Source organism: Brevundimonas sp. KH_060, assembly GCF_057838275.1.
In genome coordinates this window covers 2,321,523-2,339,789 of sequence record NZ_CM174463.1, presented here as the reverse complement: position 1 = coordinate 2,339,789, position 18,267 = coordinate 2,321,523, and the positions used below count along the sequence as shown (strand labels likewise).

18 protein-coding genes, 3 tRNA genes and 1 pseudogene are annotated in these 18,267 nt (G+C 65.5%); 20 read left to right on the top strand and 2 right to left on the bottom strand.

From position 1 onward, the window contains the following. Positions 1-88: 88 nt before the first annotated feature. The 5 genes from AC3IPP_RS11630 (at position 89) to AC3IPP_RS11610 (ending at position 6,395) form a co-directional block, all read left to right on the top strand. Positions 89-2,770, top strand: a complete 2,682-nt coding sequence (locus AC3IPP_RS11630; RefSeq protein WP_489149099.1) for a TonB-dependent receptor — start codon at positions 89-91, stop codon at positions 2,768-2,770. Positions 2,771-2,866: 96 nt separating this feature from the next. Beyond that, positions 2,867-3,562: a hypothetical protein gene (locus AC3IPP_RS11625; protein WP_489149098.1), complete on the top strand. Its 696-nt coding sequence runs from the start codon at positions 2,867-2,869 to the stop codon at positions 3,560-3,562. 9 nt (positions 3,563-3,571) lie between these two features. Further along, positions 3,572-4,297: a PepSY domain-containing protein gene (locus tag AC3IPP_RS11620; protein ID WP_087141397.1), complete on the top strand. Its 726-nt coding sequence runs from the start codon at positions 3,572-3,574 to the stop codon at positions 4,295-4,297. Between the two features lie 90 nt (positions 4,298-4,387). Further along, positions 4,388-5,122 carry a histidine utilization transcriptional repressor HutC gene (gene hutC / locus AC3IPP_RS11615; RefSeq protein ID WP_087141398.1) on the top strand — a complete coding sequence of 245 codons (735 nt, stop codon included), beginning with the start codon at positions 4,388-4,390 and terminating at the stop codon, positions 5,120-5,122. Between the two features lie 40 nt (positions 5,123-5,162). Further along, a complete protein-coding gene (locus AC3IPP_RS11610; RefSeq protein WP_489149097.1) occupies positions 5,163-6,395 on the top strand; it encodes an NAD(P)/FAD-dependent oxidoreductase in 1,233 nt (410 codons plus the stop codon). A 706-nt stretch (positions 6,396-7,101) separates the two neighbouring features. Here AC3IPP_RS11610 and AC3IPP_RS11605 read toward each other — a convergent pair. Further along, positions 7,102-7,176 (bottom strand) — tRNA-Thr (locus AC3IPP_RS11605). A 63-nt stretch (positions 7,177-7,239) separates the two neighbouring features. Between AC3IPP_RS11605 and AC3IPP_RS11600 the strand changes: the two genes are divergently transcribed. The 15 genes and pseudogenes from AC3IPP_RS11600 to AC3IPP_RS11530 all read left to right on the top strand — a co-directional run. Continuing rightward, positions 7,240-7,461 carry a hypothetical protein gene (locus tag AC3IPP_RS11600; protein WP_489149096.1) on the top strand — a complete coding sequence of 74 codons (222 nt, stop codon included), beginning with the start codon at positions 7,240-7,242 and terminating at the stop codon, positions 7,459-7,461. A gap of 111 nt (positions 7,462-7,572) precedes the next feature. Continuing rightward, positions 7,573-8,862, top strand: coding sequence for a UDP-N-acetylglucosamine 1-carboxyvinyltransferase (gene murA / locus AC3IPP_RS11595; protein ID WP_489149095.1), 1,290 nt, complete (start codon positions 7,573-7,575; stop codon positions 8,860-8,862). Beyond that, complete coding sequence (locus AC3IPP_RS11590; protein ID WP_489149094.1) at positions 8,852-9,355, top strand: DUF2948 family protein; 504 nt, start codon at positions 8,852-8,854, stop codon at positions 9,353-9,355. The genes murA and AC3IPP_RS11590 overlap by 11 nt, the downstream gene beginning before the upstream one ends. After that, the gene (locus AC3IPP_RS11585; protein WP_087140414.1) at positions 9,352-9,819 is read left to right on the top strand and encodes a UPF0262 family protein; all 468 of its coding nucleotides are present in this window, start codon (positions 9,352-9,354) and stop codon (positions 9,817-9,819) included. The genes AC3IPP_RS11590 and AC3IPP_RS11585 overlap by 4 nt, the downstream gene beginning before the upstream one ends. A 105-nt stretch (positions 9,820-9,924) precedes the next feature. Beyond that, positions 9,925-10,143, top strand: a complete 219-nt coding sequence (gene infA, locus AC3IPP_RS11580) for a translation initiation factor IF-1 (protein WP_003164348.1) — start codon at positions 9,925-9,927, stop codon at positions 10,141-10,143. Positions 10,144-10,151: 8 nt separating this feature from the next. After that, positions 10,152-10,751, top strand: a complete 600-nt coding sequence (locus AC3IPP_RS11575; protein WP_489149093.1) for a Maf family protein — start codon at positions 10,152-10,154, stop codon at positions 10,749-10,751. After that, positions 10,751-11,761 (top strand): ribonuclease E/G, encoded by a 1,011-nt coding sequence (locus AC3IPP_RS11570; protein ID WP_489149092.1) that lies wholly within the window; start codon positions 10,751-10,753, stop codon positions 11,759-11,761. The genes AC3IPP_RS11575 and AC3IPP_RS11570 overlap by 1 nt, the downstream gene beginning before the upstream one ends. A 2-nt stretch (positions 11,762-11,763) precedes the next feature. Further along, on the top strand, positions 11,764-11,928 hold the full coding sequence (locus AC3IPP_RS11565) for a DNA gyrase inhibitor YacG (protein ID WP_489149091.1): 165 nt from the start codon (positions 11,764-11,766) through the stop codon (positions 11,926-11,928). 63 nt (positions 11,929-11,991) lie between these two features. Then, a tRNA-Phe gene (locus tag AC3IPP_RS11560) sits at positions 11,992-12,067 on the top strand. Positions 12,068-12,498: 431 nt separating this feature from the next. Further along, positions 12,499-13,410, top strand: coding sequence for a MotA/TolQ/ExbB proton channel family protein (locus tag AC3IPP_RS11555; RefSeq protein WP_087140410.1), 912 nt, complete (start codon positions 12,499-12,501; stop codon positions 13,408-13,410). 5 nt (positions 13,411-13,415) lie between these two features. Then, positions 13,416-13,847 carry an ExbD/TolR family protein gene (locus AC3IPP_RS11550; RefSeq protein WP_087140409.1) on the top strand — a complete coding sequence of 144 codons (432 nt, stop codon included), beginning with the start codon at positions 13,416-13,418 and terminating at the stop codon, positions 13,845-13,847. 17 nt (positions 13,848-13,864) lie between these two features. Then, positions 13,865-14,578 (top strand): energy transducer TonB, encoded by a 714-nt coding sequence (locus AC3IPP_RS11545; RefSeq protein WP_292058241.1) that lies wholly within the window; start codon positions 13,865-13,867, stop codon positions 14,576-14,578. A gap of 187 nt (positions 14,579-14,765) precedes the next feature. Further along, positions 14,766-15,524 carry a M48 family metallopeptidase gene (locus AC3IPP_RS11540; protein ID WP_179205111.1) on the top strand — a complete coding sequence of 253 codons (759 nt, stop codon included), beginning with the start codon at positions 14,766-14,768 and terminating at the stop codon, positions 15,522-15,524. A gap of 93 nt (positions 15,525-15,617) precedes the next feature. Next, positions 15,618-15,694: transfer RNA gene (locus AC3IPP_RS11535), tRNA-His, on the top strand. 41 nt (positions 15,695-15,735) lie between these two features. After that, a pseudogene (locus AC3IPP_RS11530) lies at positions 15,736-16,092 on the top strand (methyltransferase domain-containing protein); the annotation flags it as partial. Positions 16,093-16,369: 277 nt separating this feature from the next. Here AC3IPP_RS11530 and AC3IPP_RS11525 read toward each other — a convergent pair. Continuing rightward, positions 16,370-18,241, bottom strand: coding sequence for a patatin-like phospholipase family protein (locus AC3IPP_RS11525; RefSeq protein WP_489149090.1), 1,872 nt, complete (start codon positions 18,239-18,241; stop codon positions 16,370-16,372). Positions 18,242-18,267 lie beyond the last annotated feature (26 nt).

Genomic DNA, 18,267 nt, shown 5'->3' with positions numbered 1-18,267 from the left:
TGACGTTCAAGACGCCTCACGCACAGGTTCCGTCGCATTCAGGGCTCAAGGTTCTGCATGAATACCTAAGCGGGAAGGCATGGGGATGATGAAAAAGAGGCTTTTGTTGGCGGGGGCGGCTGTCGCCGCGACGATGTACGGCGCAACGGCGTCGGCTCAGGAAGTCGATGTGACGAATGTTGACGACATCGTCGTCACCGGCAGCCGGATCAAACGTCAGGACATCACCGGGGTCGGCCCCGCCACGGTCGTGACGGGCGAGGACATCGAGCGCACCGGCATCACCAACGTCGAGACTCTGCTGCAGCGCCTGCCGTCGTCGGCCGGCGCAGCGGGCAATCAGACGAACTCCTACTGGACCGGCAACGGCTATGGCACGGCGCAGGTCAACCTGCGCGGCCTGGGCATCAACCGGACCCTGACGCTCATCAACGGTCGTCGCGTGGTCAACGGCGGCACCGGCGCCAACAGCGCCCCCGATCTGAACATGATCCCGACCCCGATCATCGCGCGCATGGACGTGTTGAAGGACGGGGCCTCGGCCATCTACGGCGCGGACGCTGTGGCCGGGGTGGTGAACATCATCACCGTCAACGGCTATGAAGGCCTGAAGGTGTCGGGCAAGTACGGCATCACCGATGAAGGCGACGGCCAGGATGTGAACTTTGACGTCCTGTGGGGCATCAAGAACGACCGGGGCAGCGTCACCGCCGCTTTGACCTATCAGAAGTCCGAGGAGGTCAATCTGGCCAGCCGCGCGCCGTGCGGCCTGGGCGAGGTCAACGGCGCCCTGACCTGCATCTCCAGCGCCACGACGCCGGGCGGCCGCGCCGTTCTGCCGAACGGGCAGATGATCAACTTCAACCAGACGCCGGGCGGGGACGGGAACTTCTACGAGCCGTATAATCCGGCCAAGCACAACCACAACTCGAACGGTTATCTGAACGCGTCTTCGCCGATCGAACGCTTCAGCACGGCCGTGTTGGCCGACTACCAGCTGACCGACAAGGTCAGCCTGTTTGGGGAACTGTTCTTCACCCACCGTGAGAGCAACCAGATGGCCGCGCCGGGCGCTCTGCGCGACATCCGCATCGCCGCCGATCATCCGACCAACCCGACGGGCCAGGATCTGCTGTTGATCCGCCGCCTGCTGGTCGAGCCGGGCCAGCGTCAGTTCTTCCAGGAGACGGATACCTACCGCTTCGTGGGCGGCGCGCGCGGCGACATCGCCGGCGACTGGACCTGGGAAGCCTCCGCAAACTGGGGCCGCAACACCGGTGTCGACGGCATGACCAACATCGTCAACCTGCAACGGCTGGGCGATACGCTGAACACCTCGCTGTGCAGCCCGACGCCGGGCGCCGCCGTGCCGTGCGGCGACTATCTGGGCATGGGCGATGTCAATCAGGACGTGCTGGACTACATTCTGTTCAACTCGCGCGACACTGGCGGCAACGAGCAGAAGAGCTTCACCTTCGACGTCAGCGGCACGGTCATGGAGCTGCCGGCCGGTACGCTGGCGATGGCGGCGGGCCTAGTCTATCGCGAAGAGAAGGGCTGGCGCGATCCCGACGCCCTGACCGTGCTGGGCTACGCCAACACCAACCAGCAGGATCCGATCGCGGGCGAGACCAAGGCCAAGGAAGCCTATGTCGAACTGTCGGCCCCCCTGCTGAGCGACCTGCCGTTCGTGCAGCGGCTCGAGTTGGATGGCGCTGTCCGTTACTCGGACTACGACATGTTCGGCGGCAACACGACCTATAAGCTGGGCCTGAACTGGACGGTGGTCGACAGCCTGCGCCTGCGGGCCACCTATGGCACGGGCTTCCGCATCCCCAGCGTGCCGGAACTGTTCGGCGGCGTGGCCGAGGGCAACCTGACCACGACCGATCCGTGCAGCCGCTACAACACGAGCGGCGACGCCGTGCTGATCGCCAACTGCGCCGCCTCGGGCGTGCCGGCGGGTTATGTGCAGATGGGCAACAGCATCCTGACCACGGTCGGCGGCAATGAGAAGCTGCAGCCGGAAAGCACCGAGACCCTGACCTTGGGCCTGGTGTGGCAGCCGACGCAGATCAACGGTCTGACGCTGACGGCCGACTATTTCGACATCAAGGTCGAGGACGCCATCCGCTCCATCCCCGGTTCGACCAAGCTGGCGATCTGCTATGCGACGCCGAACATGGACCACCCGTTCTGCAAGCCGGACAGCTTCACCCGCAATCCGCTGACGGGCGAAGTGAACTATTTGTCGGCCCAGCCCTCCAATACGGGTCTGGAGACGATGAAGGGCGTGGACATCGGGGTGCGCTACGCCTTCGACATCGGCCAACGTCGCGCCAGCCTGGACTGGAACACCACCTATCTGGATGAATACGTCATCACGCCCTTTGAAGGCGGCGATCCGATCATCTTCGACGGTCATATCGGCGGCGGCAACGGCGGCTATCCGCACTGGCGTTCGAACGCCAGCCTGACGGTCATGGATGAGCGTTGGGCCGGGACCTATTCGGTCCAGATGATCGGCGAGGCGACGGACTTCAACGCCGCGCCGGGCGATATCGGCTATCAGGCTGACGCTGTCTTCTACCACAACGCCCAGTTCTCTTACCGGGTGAACGACAACGTCGACGTGGCTTTCGGCATCGACAACCTGTTCGACAAGAAGGCCCCGTTCATCCAGAGCTGGACCGACGGCAACACCGACACGATGACCTACGATCTGCTGGGCCGTCGCGGGTATATCCGCCTGACGTATCAGTTCAACTAAAACCGATGTGAGGTGCGTCAGGCGCGTGTTCTAGAGCGCTGCCTGACGCAACCGTCTCTCACAACCCGTGAGTATAAAATGATACGCTGGCCTCTATTGGCGCGTAGAACCCACAAGTGGTTTTCGCTCATCATGGGCATTCAGGCCCTGTTCTGGATTGTGAGCGGTCTCTACATGACCGCCATCCATATCGACATCATCCACGGCAACCACCTGATCCGGACGCCGGACGCCAGGCCGATCGCGATGGACGGCCTGGTGGAGCCGTCGGCCATCCTGCAAGGCGCCGACCAGGCTCAGAGCCTGCGGTTGGTGCAGCAGCTGGATCAGCCGCTCTACATCGTGACGGATGCAAGCGGGCAGGCGCTGTTCGACGCTCGCTTGGGCCAGAAGCTGCCCCTGATCGACGAAGCCGGCGCCCGCCAGCGCGCCGAGCGAATCTACGCCCCCGAGGGCGGGATCGTGAAGGCTGAGCTTCTGACCGAAATCCCCGGCGAGATCCGCGGCCGCGCCGCGCCGATCTGGCGTGTGGAGTTCGAGGGCATGTGGAAGCCGACGCTCTACCTCTCGCCGCACACCGGCGAACTGCTGTCCCGACGCCATGACTTGTGGAGAGGCTTCGACTTCTTCTGGATGCTCCACATCATGGATTACGAGACCCGCGACAACATGAACAACGCCCTGCTGAAGGTCGCGACCTGGATGATGGTGGCGACGTCGCTGTCGGGCGCCTGGCTCCTGATCTTCAGTTTCCGCCGCAAGCGCCGCGTGCGCAAAAAAGCCGCTGCGTGAGGACCATCGATGTTTCTACTTCGCAGACTTCATAAGTGGTTCGGCCTGGTCCTGGGGATCCAGCTCCTGCTGTGGGCCATCAGCGGCGCCGTCATGGCCATGATCGACCATCATAAGGTGACGGGCGGTCACGTCCTGGCCGAGGTCAAGCCGATCCCTGCGCCGACCCAGGTGCTGTCCCTGGCTCAGGTGTCCCAGGCTGTGGGCGCGCCCGTGTCGCAGATCGAACTGCGGCCGCTACAGGACCAGTGGGTCTTCGCGGCGACGACCGCCGAGGGGGTCAAGCTGGTCGATCCGGTCAGCGCCGCGCCTGTGGTCATCGACGCCGAGCGCGCCAAGACCCTGGCGACGGCGGCCTTCAACGGCTCGGCGGCGATCACCTCGGTCACGCGGGTCGAGAAGCCGACGCTCGAGACCCGTGACTTCGCCCTGCCGGCCTGGCGGGTCGAGTTCGCGGACAAGGAGCGCTCGACCTTCATCCTGAACGCCGACACCGGCGAACTGGCGGGCGCCAAGACCAACACCTGGCGGCTGTGGGACGTGTTCTGGATGATCCACATCATGGACTACACGGATCGCCAGAGCTTCAACCACCCGCTCATCATCATCATCGCCACCGGCTGCCTGTGGCTGGCGCTGAGCGGTTTCATCATGCTGTTCCAGGCCTTCCGCAGACAGGACTTCGCCTATCTGCACGACGGCATCGAATGGCTGCAGGAGCGGCGTCGCCGCTGACGACGAAAGGCCGGGGCGCCCGTGGCGGCGTTCCGGCCTTCTTCATGTTTCAGAGCCTGAAGAAGGCAGCCATGACCTTGGGAGGGGCGCATGGACAGTCCGCTTCACCGGCGCATCCGGTCCGACATCGCCGAGCGCATCCTGTCGGGCGAATGGCCGCCCGGTTTTCGCATTCCCTTCGAGCATGAGCTGATGGCCGACTACGACTGCTCGCGCATGACGGTCAGCAAGGCTCTGGCGCCGCTGGCCGAGCGGGGCATGATCGTCCGACGCAAACGTTTCGGCTCCTTCGTGGCGAGGCCGCGCATCCACTCCGTGTTGCTGGACATTCCCGACATCCAGGCGGAAATCCAGAAGCGCGGCGAGCCTTATGGCTATGAGCTGCTGATGCGGAAGATCCGCGCCGCCCATCGCCGCGACGCCAGCGAACTGGGTCTGACCGCTGCGGGCGAAGTGATCGAACTGCGCTGCCTGCACAAGGGCAGCGGCCGCGCGTTCGCCCTGGAGGAGCGGGTGATCTGTCTGACCTCGGTTCCTCAGGCCAGGGATGCGGCGTTCGACGAAATTCCGCCCGGCACCTGGCTGCTTGAAAAAGTGCCCTGGACCGAGGCCGAGCATAAGATCAGCGCCGTGAACGTGTCGCGGGCGACGGCGGCGACGCTGGGCGTCGAGCCGTCGGCGGCCTGTCTGTCGCTGGAGCGTCGAACCTGGCGGCGGGCTGAGGGCATCACCTTCGTGCGGCTGACGTTCCCTGGCGAAGCCTATGACCTGGGCGCCCGTTTCGCGCCCTCTGAACCCGATCCGGCGGTTCCCACCGGCGCATAAGTCGCCGCCGCGTCCAGAGCATATGAGTGAAGGAGAGGCCATGTCGGCTGATGGCGGGGCGGCGATGCCCAAGGTTCTGATCATCGGCGCGGGACACGCGGGGGGCTCGGCGGCGGCGCTGCTGAGGCAGTATGGGTTCGAGGGCGAGATCGTCCTGGCGGGGCAGGAGAGCGCGCCGCCCTATCAGCGACCGCCCCTGTCCAAGGCCTGGCTGAAGGGGGAGGCGGGTCTGGAGGACCTGCTGCTGCGCCCCGAGAGCTTCTACGCCGAGCAGAATATCGACTTGCGCACCGGCGTTACGGCGACCGCCATCGACGCGGGCGCGAAAACCGTGACCTTCGCCGACGGGACGGTCGAGCCTTACGATGTGCTGATCCTGGCCACCGGCTCGACGGCCCGCAAACTGGCCATCCCCGGCGCGGATCGACCGGACCTGCTGGAGCTGCGCACCCTTGACGACGCCGAGCGGCTGAAGGCGGTTCTGGCGCCGGGCAAGCGGCTGGCGGTGGTCGGCGGCGGCTATGTCGGGCTGGAGGCGGCGGCCTCGGTCCGCGCCTTGGGCGCCGAGGCGGTGGTGATCGAGCGCATGGACCGGGTGCTGGCCCGCGTGGCGTCGCAGCCCCTGTCGGCCTTCTTCACCGGCCTGCACAAAAAGCATGGCGTCGAGATTCTGACCGGCGTCGAGGTCGCGGGGTTCGAGGATGCGGGCGTGCGTCTGGCGGACGGCGAATTGATCACTGCGGACGCGGTGCTGGTCGGCGTCGGCGCCTTCGCCTGCGAGGCTCTGGCGCGCACGGCCGGACTGGCTTGTGAAAACGGCGTGGTGGTCGATGAGGCGGCCCGCACTAGCGACCCCAGCATCTACGCCATCGGCGATGTGACGCGGCGGCCCATTCCGGTCCACGGCGGCGTCATGCATCGGCTGGAGAGCGTGCCCAACGCCCTGGAGCAGGCCAAGCAGGCGGCCTCGGCCATCGTCGGCCGCGCGGCCCCGGCGCCGGAGGTGCCGTGGTTCTGGTCCGATCAGTATGACGTCAAGCTGCAGATCGCGGGTGTGCCCTTCGACGCCGACCGCCAGCTGCTGCGCGGCGATCCGGCCAGCGGGGCCTTCTCCGTCTTCCATCTGAGCGGCGAGCGCATCGTGGCGGTGGAGGCGGTCAACGCCCCCGCCGACTTCATGGGCGGGCGTCTGCTGATCGGCAAGGCGACGCCGGTGGACGACGCCCTGCTGGCCGACCCGACGGTGTCGATCAAGGCGGTGGGCCTGCCCTAAGGTGGGGCGGGCGGGGATGGAGGAGCTCTGACATCGCCCGTTTTGTCGCGCGCTTTAAAGACGAGGAGGCGTTACTTCACAATCATGTTGATTGTCCGTATCGACGATATGTGAATTGCTCGTTTCTCCATTGTCGGAGGAAGTGGCTATGAAAAATCTAAATGTTCGTCGCATCGTCTCGTTGGGAGCGGTCGTCGCAGGCCTATTTGGCGTTTTAACATTGGCGGGAGCTAGTCAGGCGAGATCTGATTTCTATTATCAATATTATTTTTATAGCGATGCTAGTCACACTAATCTTGTAGGGCAGGTTAGGCAGCATTGTTTAAACAATAATATAATTATAACGCCTTTGGTTGATGGCGTCTGGACCGATTACTATACCATGGAAGCTATCGGTCGATGCCCAGGTTTGGGCGACTGGTAATCGACAGGAGAGCCTTCGGGTCAGTAGTCGGAAGGCCTCGGGCATCGCCTGGGCCTTTTCGCGTTTCGTCCTGACAACCGCCGCTGCCTTGGCGTTAGCTAACGCCAAGGCAGCGGCGGATCTTTGTGGATCGCTCAATTGCGCGGATTGGTGGCGTCGTTTCCGGAAGCTCCCAATAAATGGGGGTCGTTCTTGAAATGTTCCGAGATCATCAGCATGGTCCCCGCGAGGGGGTAATTTCTGATTTGTCGGAAAAGCCCTTGTAAATCCAAGGGGTCAGTGTGGTGCCGCCGGGCAGGATTGAACTGCCGACCTCAGCCTTACCAAGGATGCGCTCTACCACTGAGCTACGGCGGCGGGTCACTGAGGAAGCGGCCGTATAGCCAAAGGTTTTGGCCGGGCCAAGCCAAAAATGCACGCTTGATCAAAATCTTTGCACGCGGTCTGCTGTCGACCATGGATACCCCGCCTGAAGACGACGCCCAGCCTTCCGCGCCGCTCGCGACGCCAGCCGCAAAGCCGGCGGCGTCGTCCGCCAAGGCCGAGCGCGCGGCGCGTCTGGCCGCTGCTCTGCGTACGAATCTGCGTCGCAGGAAGGCGCCGGGCGCGGGCGGCGCGCGGCGGCCGAACGAAAGCAACTGAAAGTCATCCGTCTTGCGACGTTACGGCCTTTCGCGGGCGCCGTCCGGCTTGCTAGATAACCGGTTCGCCGGGCCGTAGGGGTCCGGGCCTCCCAGGACTTCCCCGACACCCATGGACAGCATCGTCATTCACGGCGGCAATCGCCTCAACGGCTCCATTCCCGTCAGCGGGGCCAAGAATTCGGCGATCAAGCTGATGGCGGCGTCGATTCTGACGGATCAGCCCCTGCTGCTGACGAACATGCCGCGCCTGGCGGACACGCGATTCCTGGGCCAGCTGCTGCGCCAGTTCGGCGTGGAAGTGACAGAACGCGATGGGGCGGACGGGCAGGAGACCCTGTTCCACGCGCCGGAGCTGACCTCGACCTTCGCCCCCTATGACCTGGTGCGTCAGATGCGGGCCTCCTTCAACGTGCTGGGGCCGCTGCTGGCGCGCACAGGGAACGCCAAGGTCTCCCTGCCGGGCGGCTGCACCATCGGCGCGCGGCCGGTGGATCTGCACCTTCAGGCCTTGACGGCCATGGGCGCGGCGATCGAGCTGGAAGAGGGATATGTCACCGCCACGGCGCCCAAGGGCCTGCGCGGGGCCGAGATCGAGTTTCCATTCGTCTCGGTCGGCGCGACGGAGCACGCCCTGCTGGCTGCCGTGCTGGCGGACGGCGTGACGGTGTTGAAGCGCGCCGCCCGCGAGCCGGAGATCGGCGACCTGGCCCGCTGCCTGATCGCCATGGGCGCCAAGATCGAGGGCCTGGATACGGACGTGCTGACGATCACCGGCGTCTCGTCCTTGTCGGGCGCGACCTGGTCGGTGATTCCCGATCGTATCGAGATGGGCTCCTATGCCCTTGCTGCGGCGATGGCCGGCGGCGAGGTGCGCCTGACCAAGGGTCGCGCCGACCTGATCACCGCCCTGACCGACAAGATGGTCGAGGCGGGCGTCGAGATCGAACCGACGCACGACGGCCTGATCATCCGTCGCGACCTGACGCAGCGGCTGAAGGCCGTCAACGTCACGACCGAGATCTATCCGGGCTTCGCCACCGACCTGCAGGCGCAGTTCATGGCCCTGATGACGACGGCCGAAGGCGATAGCGTCATCCACGAGAACATCTTCGAGAACCGCTTCATGCACGCGCCGGAACTGGCCCGACTGGGCGCCGACATCACCGTCCATGCGGGCGAGGCCGTGGTGCGCGGCGTCGAGGGCCTGAAGGGCGCGCCGGTCATGGCGACCGATCTTCGCGCCTCCATGTCTCTGGTCATCGCCGGCCTTGTGGCCGAAGGTGAGACGACGGTCGGCCGCGTCTATCACCTGGATCGCGGCTTTGAGCGGATGGAAGAGAAGCTGGGCGCCTGCGGCGCCGATGTTCGACGGATCAAGGGGGAGGGCGATGAGCACTGACGGCGAACCGATCTCGGCCCTGACCGACGAGGTCGTGGACGAAGGCGCTGCGGGTGAAAGCCTGACGCCGATGACGCCCCTTCGCCTGCTGGCCGAGGATGCGGACGACCTGCAGATCATCTCGGCCGCGCTTCAGGACGCCATCATGCGTCCAGTCGACATCCGCTGGGAGAAGGACGCGCGGCGCCTGACCGTCGTCCTGTCGCGCTTCTGCTGGGAATGCGGCGGCACGCGGGTCATGGCGGCCATGCAGTTCGGCGACGTCCAGGCGGTCAAGAGCCGCCGTCTGCCGCGCCTGCCTGAGGCGGCGCTGGAGCTGTTGGCGCTGGACTTCCTGCCGACCGAGGCGCCGGGCGGTCAGGTGATGATGATGTTCGCGGGCGGCGGCGATCTGCGGATCGACGTGGAGTGTCTGGATGCGGTGCTGACCGATCTGTCCGAACGCTGGCCTGCGCGGGTGGCGCCGACCCATCTGGACGGAGCGGCGGAATGAGCGGGCCGCACAAGCTGACCTCGATCGAGATCGACAACGCCTCCCTCCCGGCGGCCACGGCCGAAATCGAGCATCAGCGCCGGGTCGCCATCTTCGATCTGGTCGAGCAGAACAGTTTCATCCCGGACGGCGCGGCGGGCGGTCCCTACGCCCTGGCCCTCTCGTCGCAGGATAATCGTCTGGCTTTTGATATCGCCGGACCGGATTTTAGCCGGACGCATGTCCTGTCGCTGACGCCGATGAAGACGGTGATCCGCGATTACGGCCTGATCTGCGAAAGCTACTATGAAGCCCTGCGCGGTTCGTCGCCTAGCCAGATCGAGTCGGTCGATATGGGACGGCGTGGGCTGCATAATGAAGGCGCGGCCCTGCTGAAAACCCGGCTGGACGGCAAGGTGGAGATCGACCAGGAGACGGCGCGCCGGCTCTTCACCCTGGTGTGCGCCCTCTACCGTCGGGGCTGAACTCGACTATCCCAGCGTTTTGGTGCATTAGGCGCCCTCACTTTCACGGCTCGCGCTCACGCTCGGCGCGGGCCCGTAGTTGTTCACACGGGCGAGAGAGGCCGCATGGCTAAGGAAGAACTGCTGGAATTTCCTGGCGTGGTCAGCGAATTGCTGCCCAACGCGACGTTCCGCGTGACGCTGGAAAACGATCACGAGATCATCGCCCACACCGCAGGCAAGATGCGCAAGAACCGCATTCGCGTTCTGGCGGGCGACAAGGTGCTGGTCGAAATGACCCCCTATGACCTGACCAAGGGTCGCATCACCTACCGCTTCAAGTAAGGACGCGCGTGTCGCGTCCTGACGCTTCGGCTCCGAGGTTGATTCTGGCCTCGTCGAGCCCGCGCCGCATCGAATTGCTGGCGCAGATCGGCATTACGCCCGATCTGGTCGATCCTGCTGATATCGACGAAACACCTGAGAAGGCCGAGACGCCGCCGCGTCTGGCCCAGCGCCTGGCCTGCTCCAAGGCGGCGGTGGTGGCCGAGCGTCATCCCGATGACGTGGTCCTGGCGGCTGACACCGTGGTGGCCGTAGGGCGTCGCTTGCTGGAAAAGCCCGCTGACGAGGCGGAGGCGATCCGCTTCCTGAAGCTGTTGTCTGGGCGCAATCATCGCGTCTTCACCGGCGTAGCGGTGATCTGCGGCGGGCGCACGTCCTGGCGCGTAGTCGACACTCGCGTCAGCTTCAAGCCGTTGTCCCAGGACGAGATCGCCGCCTATGTCGCTTCGGGCGAGTGGCGCGGCAAGGCCGGGGGCTATGGCATTCAGGGCCGGGCCGCCGCCTTCATCACCCGAATCGTCGGCAGCCATCCCGCCGTCATGGGCCTGCCCCTGTATGAGGCGGCGAATCTCTTGCGTGGCGCAGGCTGGCGAGGCGAGGCGGCCTGATGGCCGATGTCGAGGTCTTCCTGGACGCGGCTCCGGGCGAGACCCGAGGCATTGTCTTTCGCGACGGCCGCGCCTGGACCCTCATTATACATAAGGACGATGATAGGCCCGAGCACCGCCTGGGGGCCCGCGTCGTCGGCCGTGTGGCGCGCCTGGCGCCGAGCCTGCACGGCGCCTTCATCGATCTGGGCTGCGGCGAGCCGTTCGGTTTTCTGCCGTTGGGCAAGGTCGATCGCCCGGCGGAAGGCGCCAAGCTTGAACTCCTGATCACGGCCGAACCGCGTGAGCGCAAGGGCCCCGTCTTGCGCCGCCTGGGAGAGGCGAGCGGCGAGCCGCGTCTGCTAGCGGCTGGACCCGATGTCGCCGCCATTCTGAACCACCTGGCGCCGGGCGTGCCTGTGACGACGGGCGCCGAGGCGATCCGCGCGGCGCTGGAGGCTGAAGAAGAAGCCCTGTCCGGCGGCGTGGTCGAGCCGGGCGTGGGTCTGGATCTGGCCGTGCAACGGACGCGGGCCCTGATCGCGGCCGATATCGACTACGCGCCAGCCGCCGGTCGTGATTCACGCAAGGGGCGCGAGGCGGTGAATCGCGAAGGTCTGCGCCAGACGGCGCGGTTGCTGGCGCTGAAAGGGTGGGGCGGTCTGGTCGTTATCGACCTGGCGGGCGTCGGCCTGCACCCAGAGACCACTCTATCCATGGCTCGTCAGGCGTTCGCCGATCACGACGGGGCGGCGATGGGGCCGTTGAGCCGGTTCGGCCTGCTGCAATTGTCTCTGCCGTGGGCGCGCACGCCAGCGGACGAACGACTGGCGGCGCCGGGAGCGCAGGAAATCGGCGCCCTGCGTCGGCTGCGCCTCGCCTTGCTGACGGATCGCGCGTCGCCGCGTCTGACGCTGCACTGCGGTTCGGCGTCAGCGGCGATCCTGTCCTCGTGGGTGGCGCAGTTGGGGCCGCGCGCCCACATTCGCCCGGACGCCGCGCCGGGCGTGTTCGAGATCAAGGAGAGCTGAGCATGGCCCAGTGCCCAATTTGCCGTCGCGCCGAAACCGTCGTCGCCTACAAGCCCTTCTGCTCCAAGCGTTGCGCCGACGTTGATCTGCAGCGCTGGTTCACCGGCGGCTACGCCATTCCGGCTGAAGATGCGCACGATGATGAAAAAGATCGTGGAATTGAGTGAATTGGCGTCTGGACAGCCCCATCAGCCTCGCCTATAGACCCGCCTCTCGCGACGATGTCGTGCGCCTGGATAGCTCAGCTGGTAGAGCAGCGGATTGAAAATCCGCGTGTCGGTGGTTCGAACCCGCCTCCAGGCACCACTTTTCCCCAAATGACGATTATTCGCCTCGGCCCTGAAAAAGCCGAAAAATCGTCATGGGCCTAAATCTTTCTTAACAATCTCGACGTTGGCACTTTTGTTGCCGTTTTATTGCGATCGAGCGGAATATTTGTGCGCGCTTGCCTCGGGGGCGCGGGGCGCGGGGTGAAAAGCTATTTTCCGCCCTTGACGCTCTGATAGGCGTTCGCCAAAGGGACTTAACCGCATTCTTGCTTGCAGGCTGTGGACGGGGGGGTATGGTTCCATCGCTCCAGTCTGCAAAGCGTCTCAGGATGTTTCGTAAGAATGCGGCGCCGACCGGCGGGGGAGAAATTCCGGCGGGAGGAAAAATTTCACGGTAAAGGCCCAGCCGACTGACGCGGTTCGGGTCTTGGGTTCCACGAGTCAGACCAAAGCAGGAACTGGCGAAACATGCTCGATAAGAAGACGAATATCCTCCTCGCAATGGCCGGCGCTGCCGTCCTGATGGCGAGCTCGCCGGTTCTGGCGCAGGACGCAGCTCCGGCTGCTCCGGCCGCCGCTTCGGCTCCCGCCGCCGCTGACGCCGCCGCTCCGGCCGCCGACGCCGCTGCCCCGGCTGCTGACGCAGCTGCTGAAGCCCCCGCTGAAGAAGCCGCTGCTGGCGGCCACGGCGGCGGCAGCCTGACCCCGATCGCCATGTTCATGATGGCGCACCCGGTCGTTAAGGTCGTGATGGCAGGCCTGGTCCTGGCCTCGATCTTCTCCTGGACGCTGCTGCTCATCAAACTGGTTGAGTTCAGCTCGCTGACGAAGAAGACCAACCGCTTCCTGGAAGAGTACCGCGGTGCTCGCAACCTGGCCGACATCCGTCGCCTGGCCACCTCGGAAGAGTTCGACGGCAACCCGCTGGCCGACATGGCCGCTGCGGCCACCGGCGAAATCGAACTGTCGCGTCAAGCCGGTCTTGATGTGACGGGCGCTCACCGTGACACGACTGTCGCGCGTGCCGGCAACGCTGTCGGCGCCGTGCAGGGCGGCATGGGTATCCGCCTGTCGGGCGGCCAGCAGTTCCTGGCTTCGGTCGGTTCGGGCGGTCCGTTCATCGGTCTGTTCGGCACCGTTTACGGCATCATGAACTCGTTCATCGGCATCGCCGAGTCGAACACCACCAACCTGGCCGTCGTTGCTCCGGGTATCGCTGAAGCCCTGCTGGCTACCGGCATCGGTCTGTTCGCGGCTATCCCGGCGGTTATCTTCTATAACTACTTCAACACCCGCATCGCTTCGTACGGCGCTCGTGCTGACGGCTTCAACGCCGAGCTGATGAACTCGATCTCGCGTCAACTCGACAAGGGGGCGTAAGACGGATGGCCGCCAAACTTTCCGGTTCCGGCGGCGGCAAGTACACCGTCGAGGCGAACAGCGAAATCAATGTCACGCCTTTCGTGGACATTATGCTGGTTCTCCTCATCATCTTCATGGTGGCGGCTCCGCTCGCCACCGTGTCGGTGCCGGTGACACTTCCACGTGCCGTCGCTCCGCCGGCTCAGAATCCGCCCAAGCCCGTTTTCATCTCCATCCAGAATGGCGGTGAAGTGTACGTGGGCGACTTCCCGACGTCGGTCGCCGCCCTGGGCGATGACCTGAGGACCCAAATCGGAACGCGTAATCCGGACGAAGAGCGGATCTTTATCCGCGCTGACCAGCAAACGCGTTACGGGGACTTCATGCAGGTCATGAACGCCTTGCAGGATAATGGTTTTTACAGTGTCGCCCTGGTTGGCGAAGATAAATCGTAGGGGGCGTGACTCAAAGCATGACTGCTGAACCTCACGAGCACCGCGACCCTCTGCTCGATGCACCCAAGAAGAAGAAGCTCTCGACGGGTGCGATGGTCGGGATCGGCGTCTCGGTGATCGTCCACGCTCTGGCAGGCATATACCTGTACAAGAGCAAGTTTGAGCTCCAGGAGTTCAACTACGTGGACGAGGCTGTGGACGTGGAGTTGATGGAGGCCCCGCCTCCGCCGCCTCCGCCTCCGCCGCCGCCGCCGCCGCCGGATACACCTCCGCCGCCGAAGCTTCAGGTGCGCGAGCCGGTCGTCAACACCCAGGCGCCTCCGCCTCCGGTGACCTTGCCGATCGAGCCGACGAAGAAGGAAGACCGCGTCGAATATACGGGCCCGCCCGTTATCGTCCCTGGTCCTCCGCCTCCGCCGGCGCCGCCCGCGCCGCCGCGTCCTTCGGTGATCACCAACCCGCAGTGGGCTCGCCCGCCGCGTCCGACCGAACGGGACTTCCCGCAACGCGCTCTTGATCGCGGCGTGGGTGGTTCGGCTACGGTCGAGTGCACGGTGACCCCGAGCGGGAAGCCCGAAGGTTGCCGCGTCGTCTCGGAAGAGCCGTCGGGCATGGGCTTCGGCGCTGCGGCCGTCCGCATCGTCCAACGCGGGCAGCTTTCGCCCCGCACGGTCGACGGCGCTGCAACGAACGCCAAGTTCGTGGTCCGGGTGCCGTTTAACCTGGACTAAGCGAGCGATCGCACAGAACGAAAAGAAGCGCCTCGAGGTTTCGCCTCGGGGCGCTTTTTCCATTTGCCCAGGCGCAGTGGCCGAGGGGGCAATGAAACGCGGCGTTGGAAACGCACTTTACGGCGTCAGGCATGGAGCCAGGCGGTCTGCCTGTGCATTATGGCTCACTGACTGTTCCGGAGGACCGATGTCTCGTAAGCCCCTTATGCTCGCCCTGGCTATCACCACTGGTGTCTTGGGCGCCGGCGTCGGCGCCTGCGCCTATAATGAGGCCCTGGGCCGCAATCAGTTGGTCTTCATCGACGACGGCGTGCTGGTCCAGCAGTCGCAGGCGGCCTGGGCCGAGACGCTGCGGACGCAGAAGGTGTCGAACAATACGGCTCAGAACGCACGGGTGCGGCGAGTGGGCGACCGCATCGTCCAGGCGGCCAATCTGACCAATCGTCATTGGGAATATGCGGTGTTCGACGACGCCACGCCGAACGCCTTCGTCCTGCCGTCGGGTCACATGGGGGTGACGACGGGACTGCTGGCCATCGCCAAGAACGACGACCAACTGGCGGCCGTGATCGGCCATGAGGTCGGCCACGTCATCGCCCGTCATGCCGCTGAACGCGCCTCGACCACCCAGACGACAGGCCTGATCCTGGGCGCGGTGCAAAGCCAGGCCGGGGATTACAGCCAGGCGGTTCAGGCCTTTGGCGGCATGGGCGCGCAACTGGGCGTGCTGTTGCCGTTCTCGCGCAGCCATGAGCTGGAAGCGGATAGGCTGGGCGTCGATTACATGGCGGCCGCCGGCTACAAACCGTCGGAATCGTTGGCCCTGTGGCGCGCCATGGCTGAAGGGCGGCAGTCTGGGACGCCGGAATTCGCCTCGACCCACCCTTCGGACCAGACCCGTCTGATGCAACTTCAGCAGTATATCGCCAGCCGCGGCTGGAACTGACGGGGATAAAACATAAAATCCTGCGCGAGGACGAAATGGCCGCTTGCCCCCGACGGCGAGGCCCGCTAGAGAACCGCCCTCGCGCAGAGATGTGCAGCCTTAGCTCAGCTGGTTAGAGCGCCGGTTTGTGGAGCCGGAGGTCCTCAGTTCAATCCTGAGAGGCTGTACCATTCTCCCTCGAATCGCTTCTTGCGATAGTCGAGGGAGAAGTATGACGATGACGTCGCCGGCGTGGGATCCCCAGCAATACAACCGTTTCGAGCGCCAGCGTGATCGCGCGGCCATCGATCTGCTGTCGCAGCTTCCGGACGACCTGACGCCGCGCGAAGTCTGGGACATAGGCTGCGGCACGGGCCAGCACGCCGCCTTGCTGAAGCGACGTTGGCCGGATGCGCAGGTGCATGGACTGGATTCCAGCGCCGCCATGCTGGAACAGGCGCGGGGTTTGCCGGACGACGTAGACTGGGTGCAGGGCGATCTTGAAGCCTGGAAGCCCGCCGCGCCGGTGGATCTGATCCTAGCCAACGCCTCGCTGCAGTGGGCGCCGGACCATGCGGCGCTGTTTCGGCGTCTGACCGAGTCGCTGGCGCCGGACGGGGTGCTGGCGGTCCAGATGCCCATGGCCTGGGAGACGCGCCATCACACCCTGATGCGCCAGACGGCGGCGGACGGCCCGTGGAGCGCGCGTCTGAAGGGCGTCGACACCATTCAGCCGCTGCTGGCGGCCGAGGCCTATTACGGCGCCGTTGCGGAACTGTGCGAGGAAGTCGACATCTGGTCGACGACCTATCTGCACGTTCTGGACGGCGAGAACGCCGTGCTGGAGTGGATGAAGGGGACCGCCCTCAGGCCTTATCTGACCGCGCTTTCCGAAGACCCAGCCACCCGAGACGCCTTCCTGACGCGCCTGGCTCAGGTGTTGGGCGAAGCGTTTCCGCGGCGTCCTGAGGGAAGGACTCTTCTGCCATTTCCTCGACTGTTTCTTCTGGCGCGCCGGTCAGGCGGCGGCGGTGCAGGGTCTCGATCGGCCCGTTGAGACTGTCCAGCGCCGCCTGAGCGGCCTCATAGCCCGCCGCGACGCCCGGCTCATAGGCTTTCCAGTCGCGGATATCGACGCCGTCCGGCGTGGGCAGGATCAGCAGGTCCGTCTCGGCGCGGGCCTGCATCCGCTCGGCCTCGCTGGTCAGGGTGGCTGACCGCATCAGGATCGAGACGATCGGCGGCCCGTGCTTCCAGGCGCCCGACAGGAGCCAGCGCCACCAGGACGGCGGATTCTCCAGCGTCTCGGGATCGACGCCGCGGGTCATGGACACATCGACGCCGACGACGGGGCCGCTGTTCAGCCGCCGCATCACGTCGCTGGGGAAGTTGCGCAACACGGCGCCGTCGACCAGCACCTGGCCGTTCATCACGACGGGCGGCATGACGCCGGGAATGGAGATGGAGGCGCGCAAGGCGTGGCGCAGCATCCCCTCGCGATGCACCTCCAGCTTGCCCGAGGTCAGATTGGTCGAGACGGCGAAGAAGGGCAGCAGCATGTCCTCCATCTGCACATCGCCGAAGGCCTCCTTCATCATCGCCTTGACCTTGCGGGCGTGGGTCATGGCGATGATGGGCGGGGCGATGTCGGCCAGAGGGTCGGACAGGACGAAGGCCTGACGGATGTGATGTTCAAGCTCCTCGTCCGACCAGCCCAGGGCCGGACCCGCGCCGATGACCGCCCCCATGGAGGCGCCGCCGATGAAGTCGATGGGCGTGCCTGCTTCGCGCAGGGCCTTCAGCGCGCCGATGTGGGCATAGGCGCGCGCGCCGCCCCCCGACAGCACCACGCCCACGGCCGAGCCGGTGATCAGGCGGGCGATCCGCGCCGTGTCGTCGAACAGGCCCTCGACCGCATGGAACCAGCGGCCGGGCTTCAGTACGTCCAGCCAGGCGCGGGTGTTGCTGGGGCGCGGCATTCGCGGATCGCGCAGCAGGATCAGGTCGGTGCGCTGGCCTGCGTCGTCCCAGTCGTCGGCGACGGGCGGGGCAGGGGGCGGCGGACGGTCGGCGGCCCCGACCAGGAACAGCCGATCCACTTGACGGGCGCACAGGGCGGCCCAGTTCGGCTCGTCCGCCTCGGCGACATAGAGGACGTAGTCGTGGGCGTCCTCGACGCGCGAGAACCATTCGGCGGCCGACGCCAGGGCCGAGCTGTCGATGACGTGGCAGGTGCAGCCCTGGCTCTCGACTGCGCGAGCCACGCGCTCGACGAAGGCCCGGATCGGCTTGCCGCGCGCCGAGACGAAGCCAAAGACGTTCGGCTCGGTCCCGCCGCCGCGCTCGCGGGCGCGGCTCAGCATGATCTGGCCCAGCTCGGACATCAGCATGGGGTCGTTGCGCGCGGCGTCGAAAAAGGCCTCGCGCGGCAAGGCCAGCACGTCGCTGTCGCGCAAGGCGACGACGTCCGACATGTGCGACGTGCCGGCCAGCATGGCCAGTTCGCCGACCGGCTCGCCGGGCTTGATGACGGCGGTCATTTGCGGAACCCGTCCGTCGTCGTGGCGGAAGACGCCCAGACGCCCGGCGCGCAGCAGATAGAGGGTGTCGGCCCGGTCGCCGGCTGAGAACAGTCGCTCGCCCCGCGTCAGGGCGAACCAGCTGGCGCGGCTGTCCCGCGCGTCCTCGAAGGCGCGTGACAGGGCGACGGCGAGGGTGTCCGATCGAAGCGGGGCCATGAAGGGGAGATATAGCCGATTTCGTC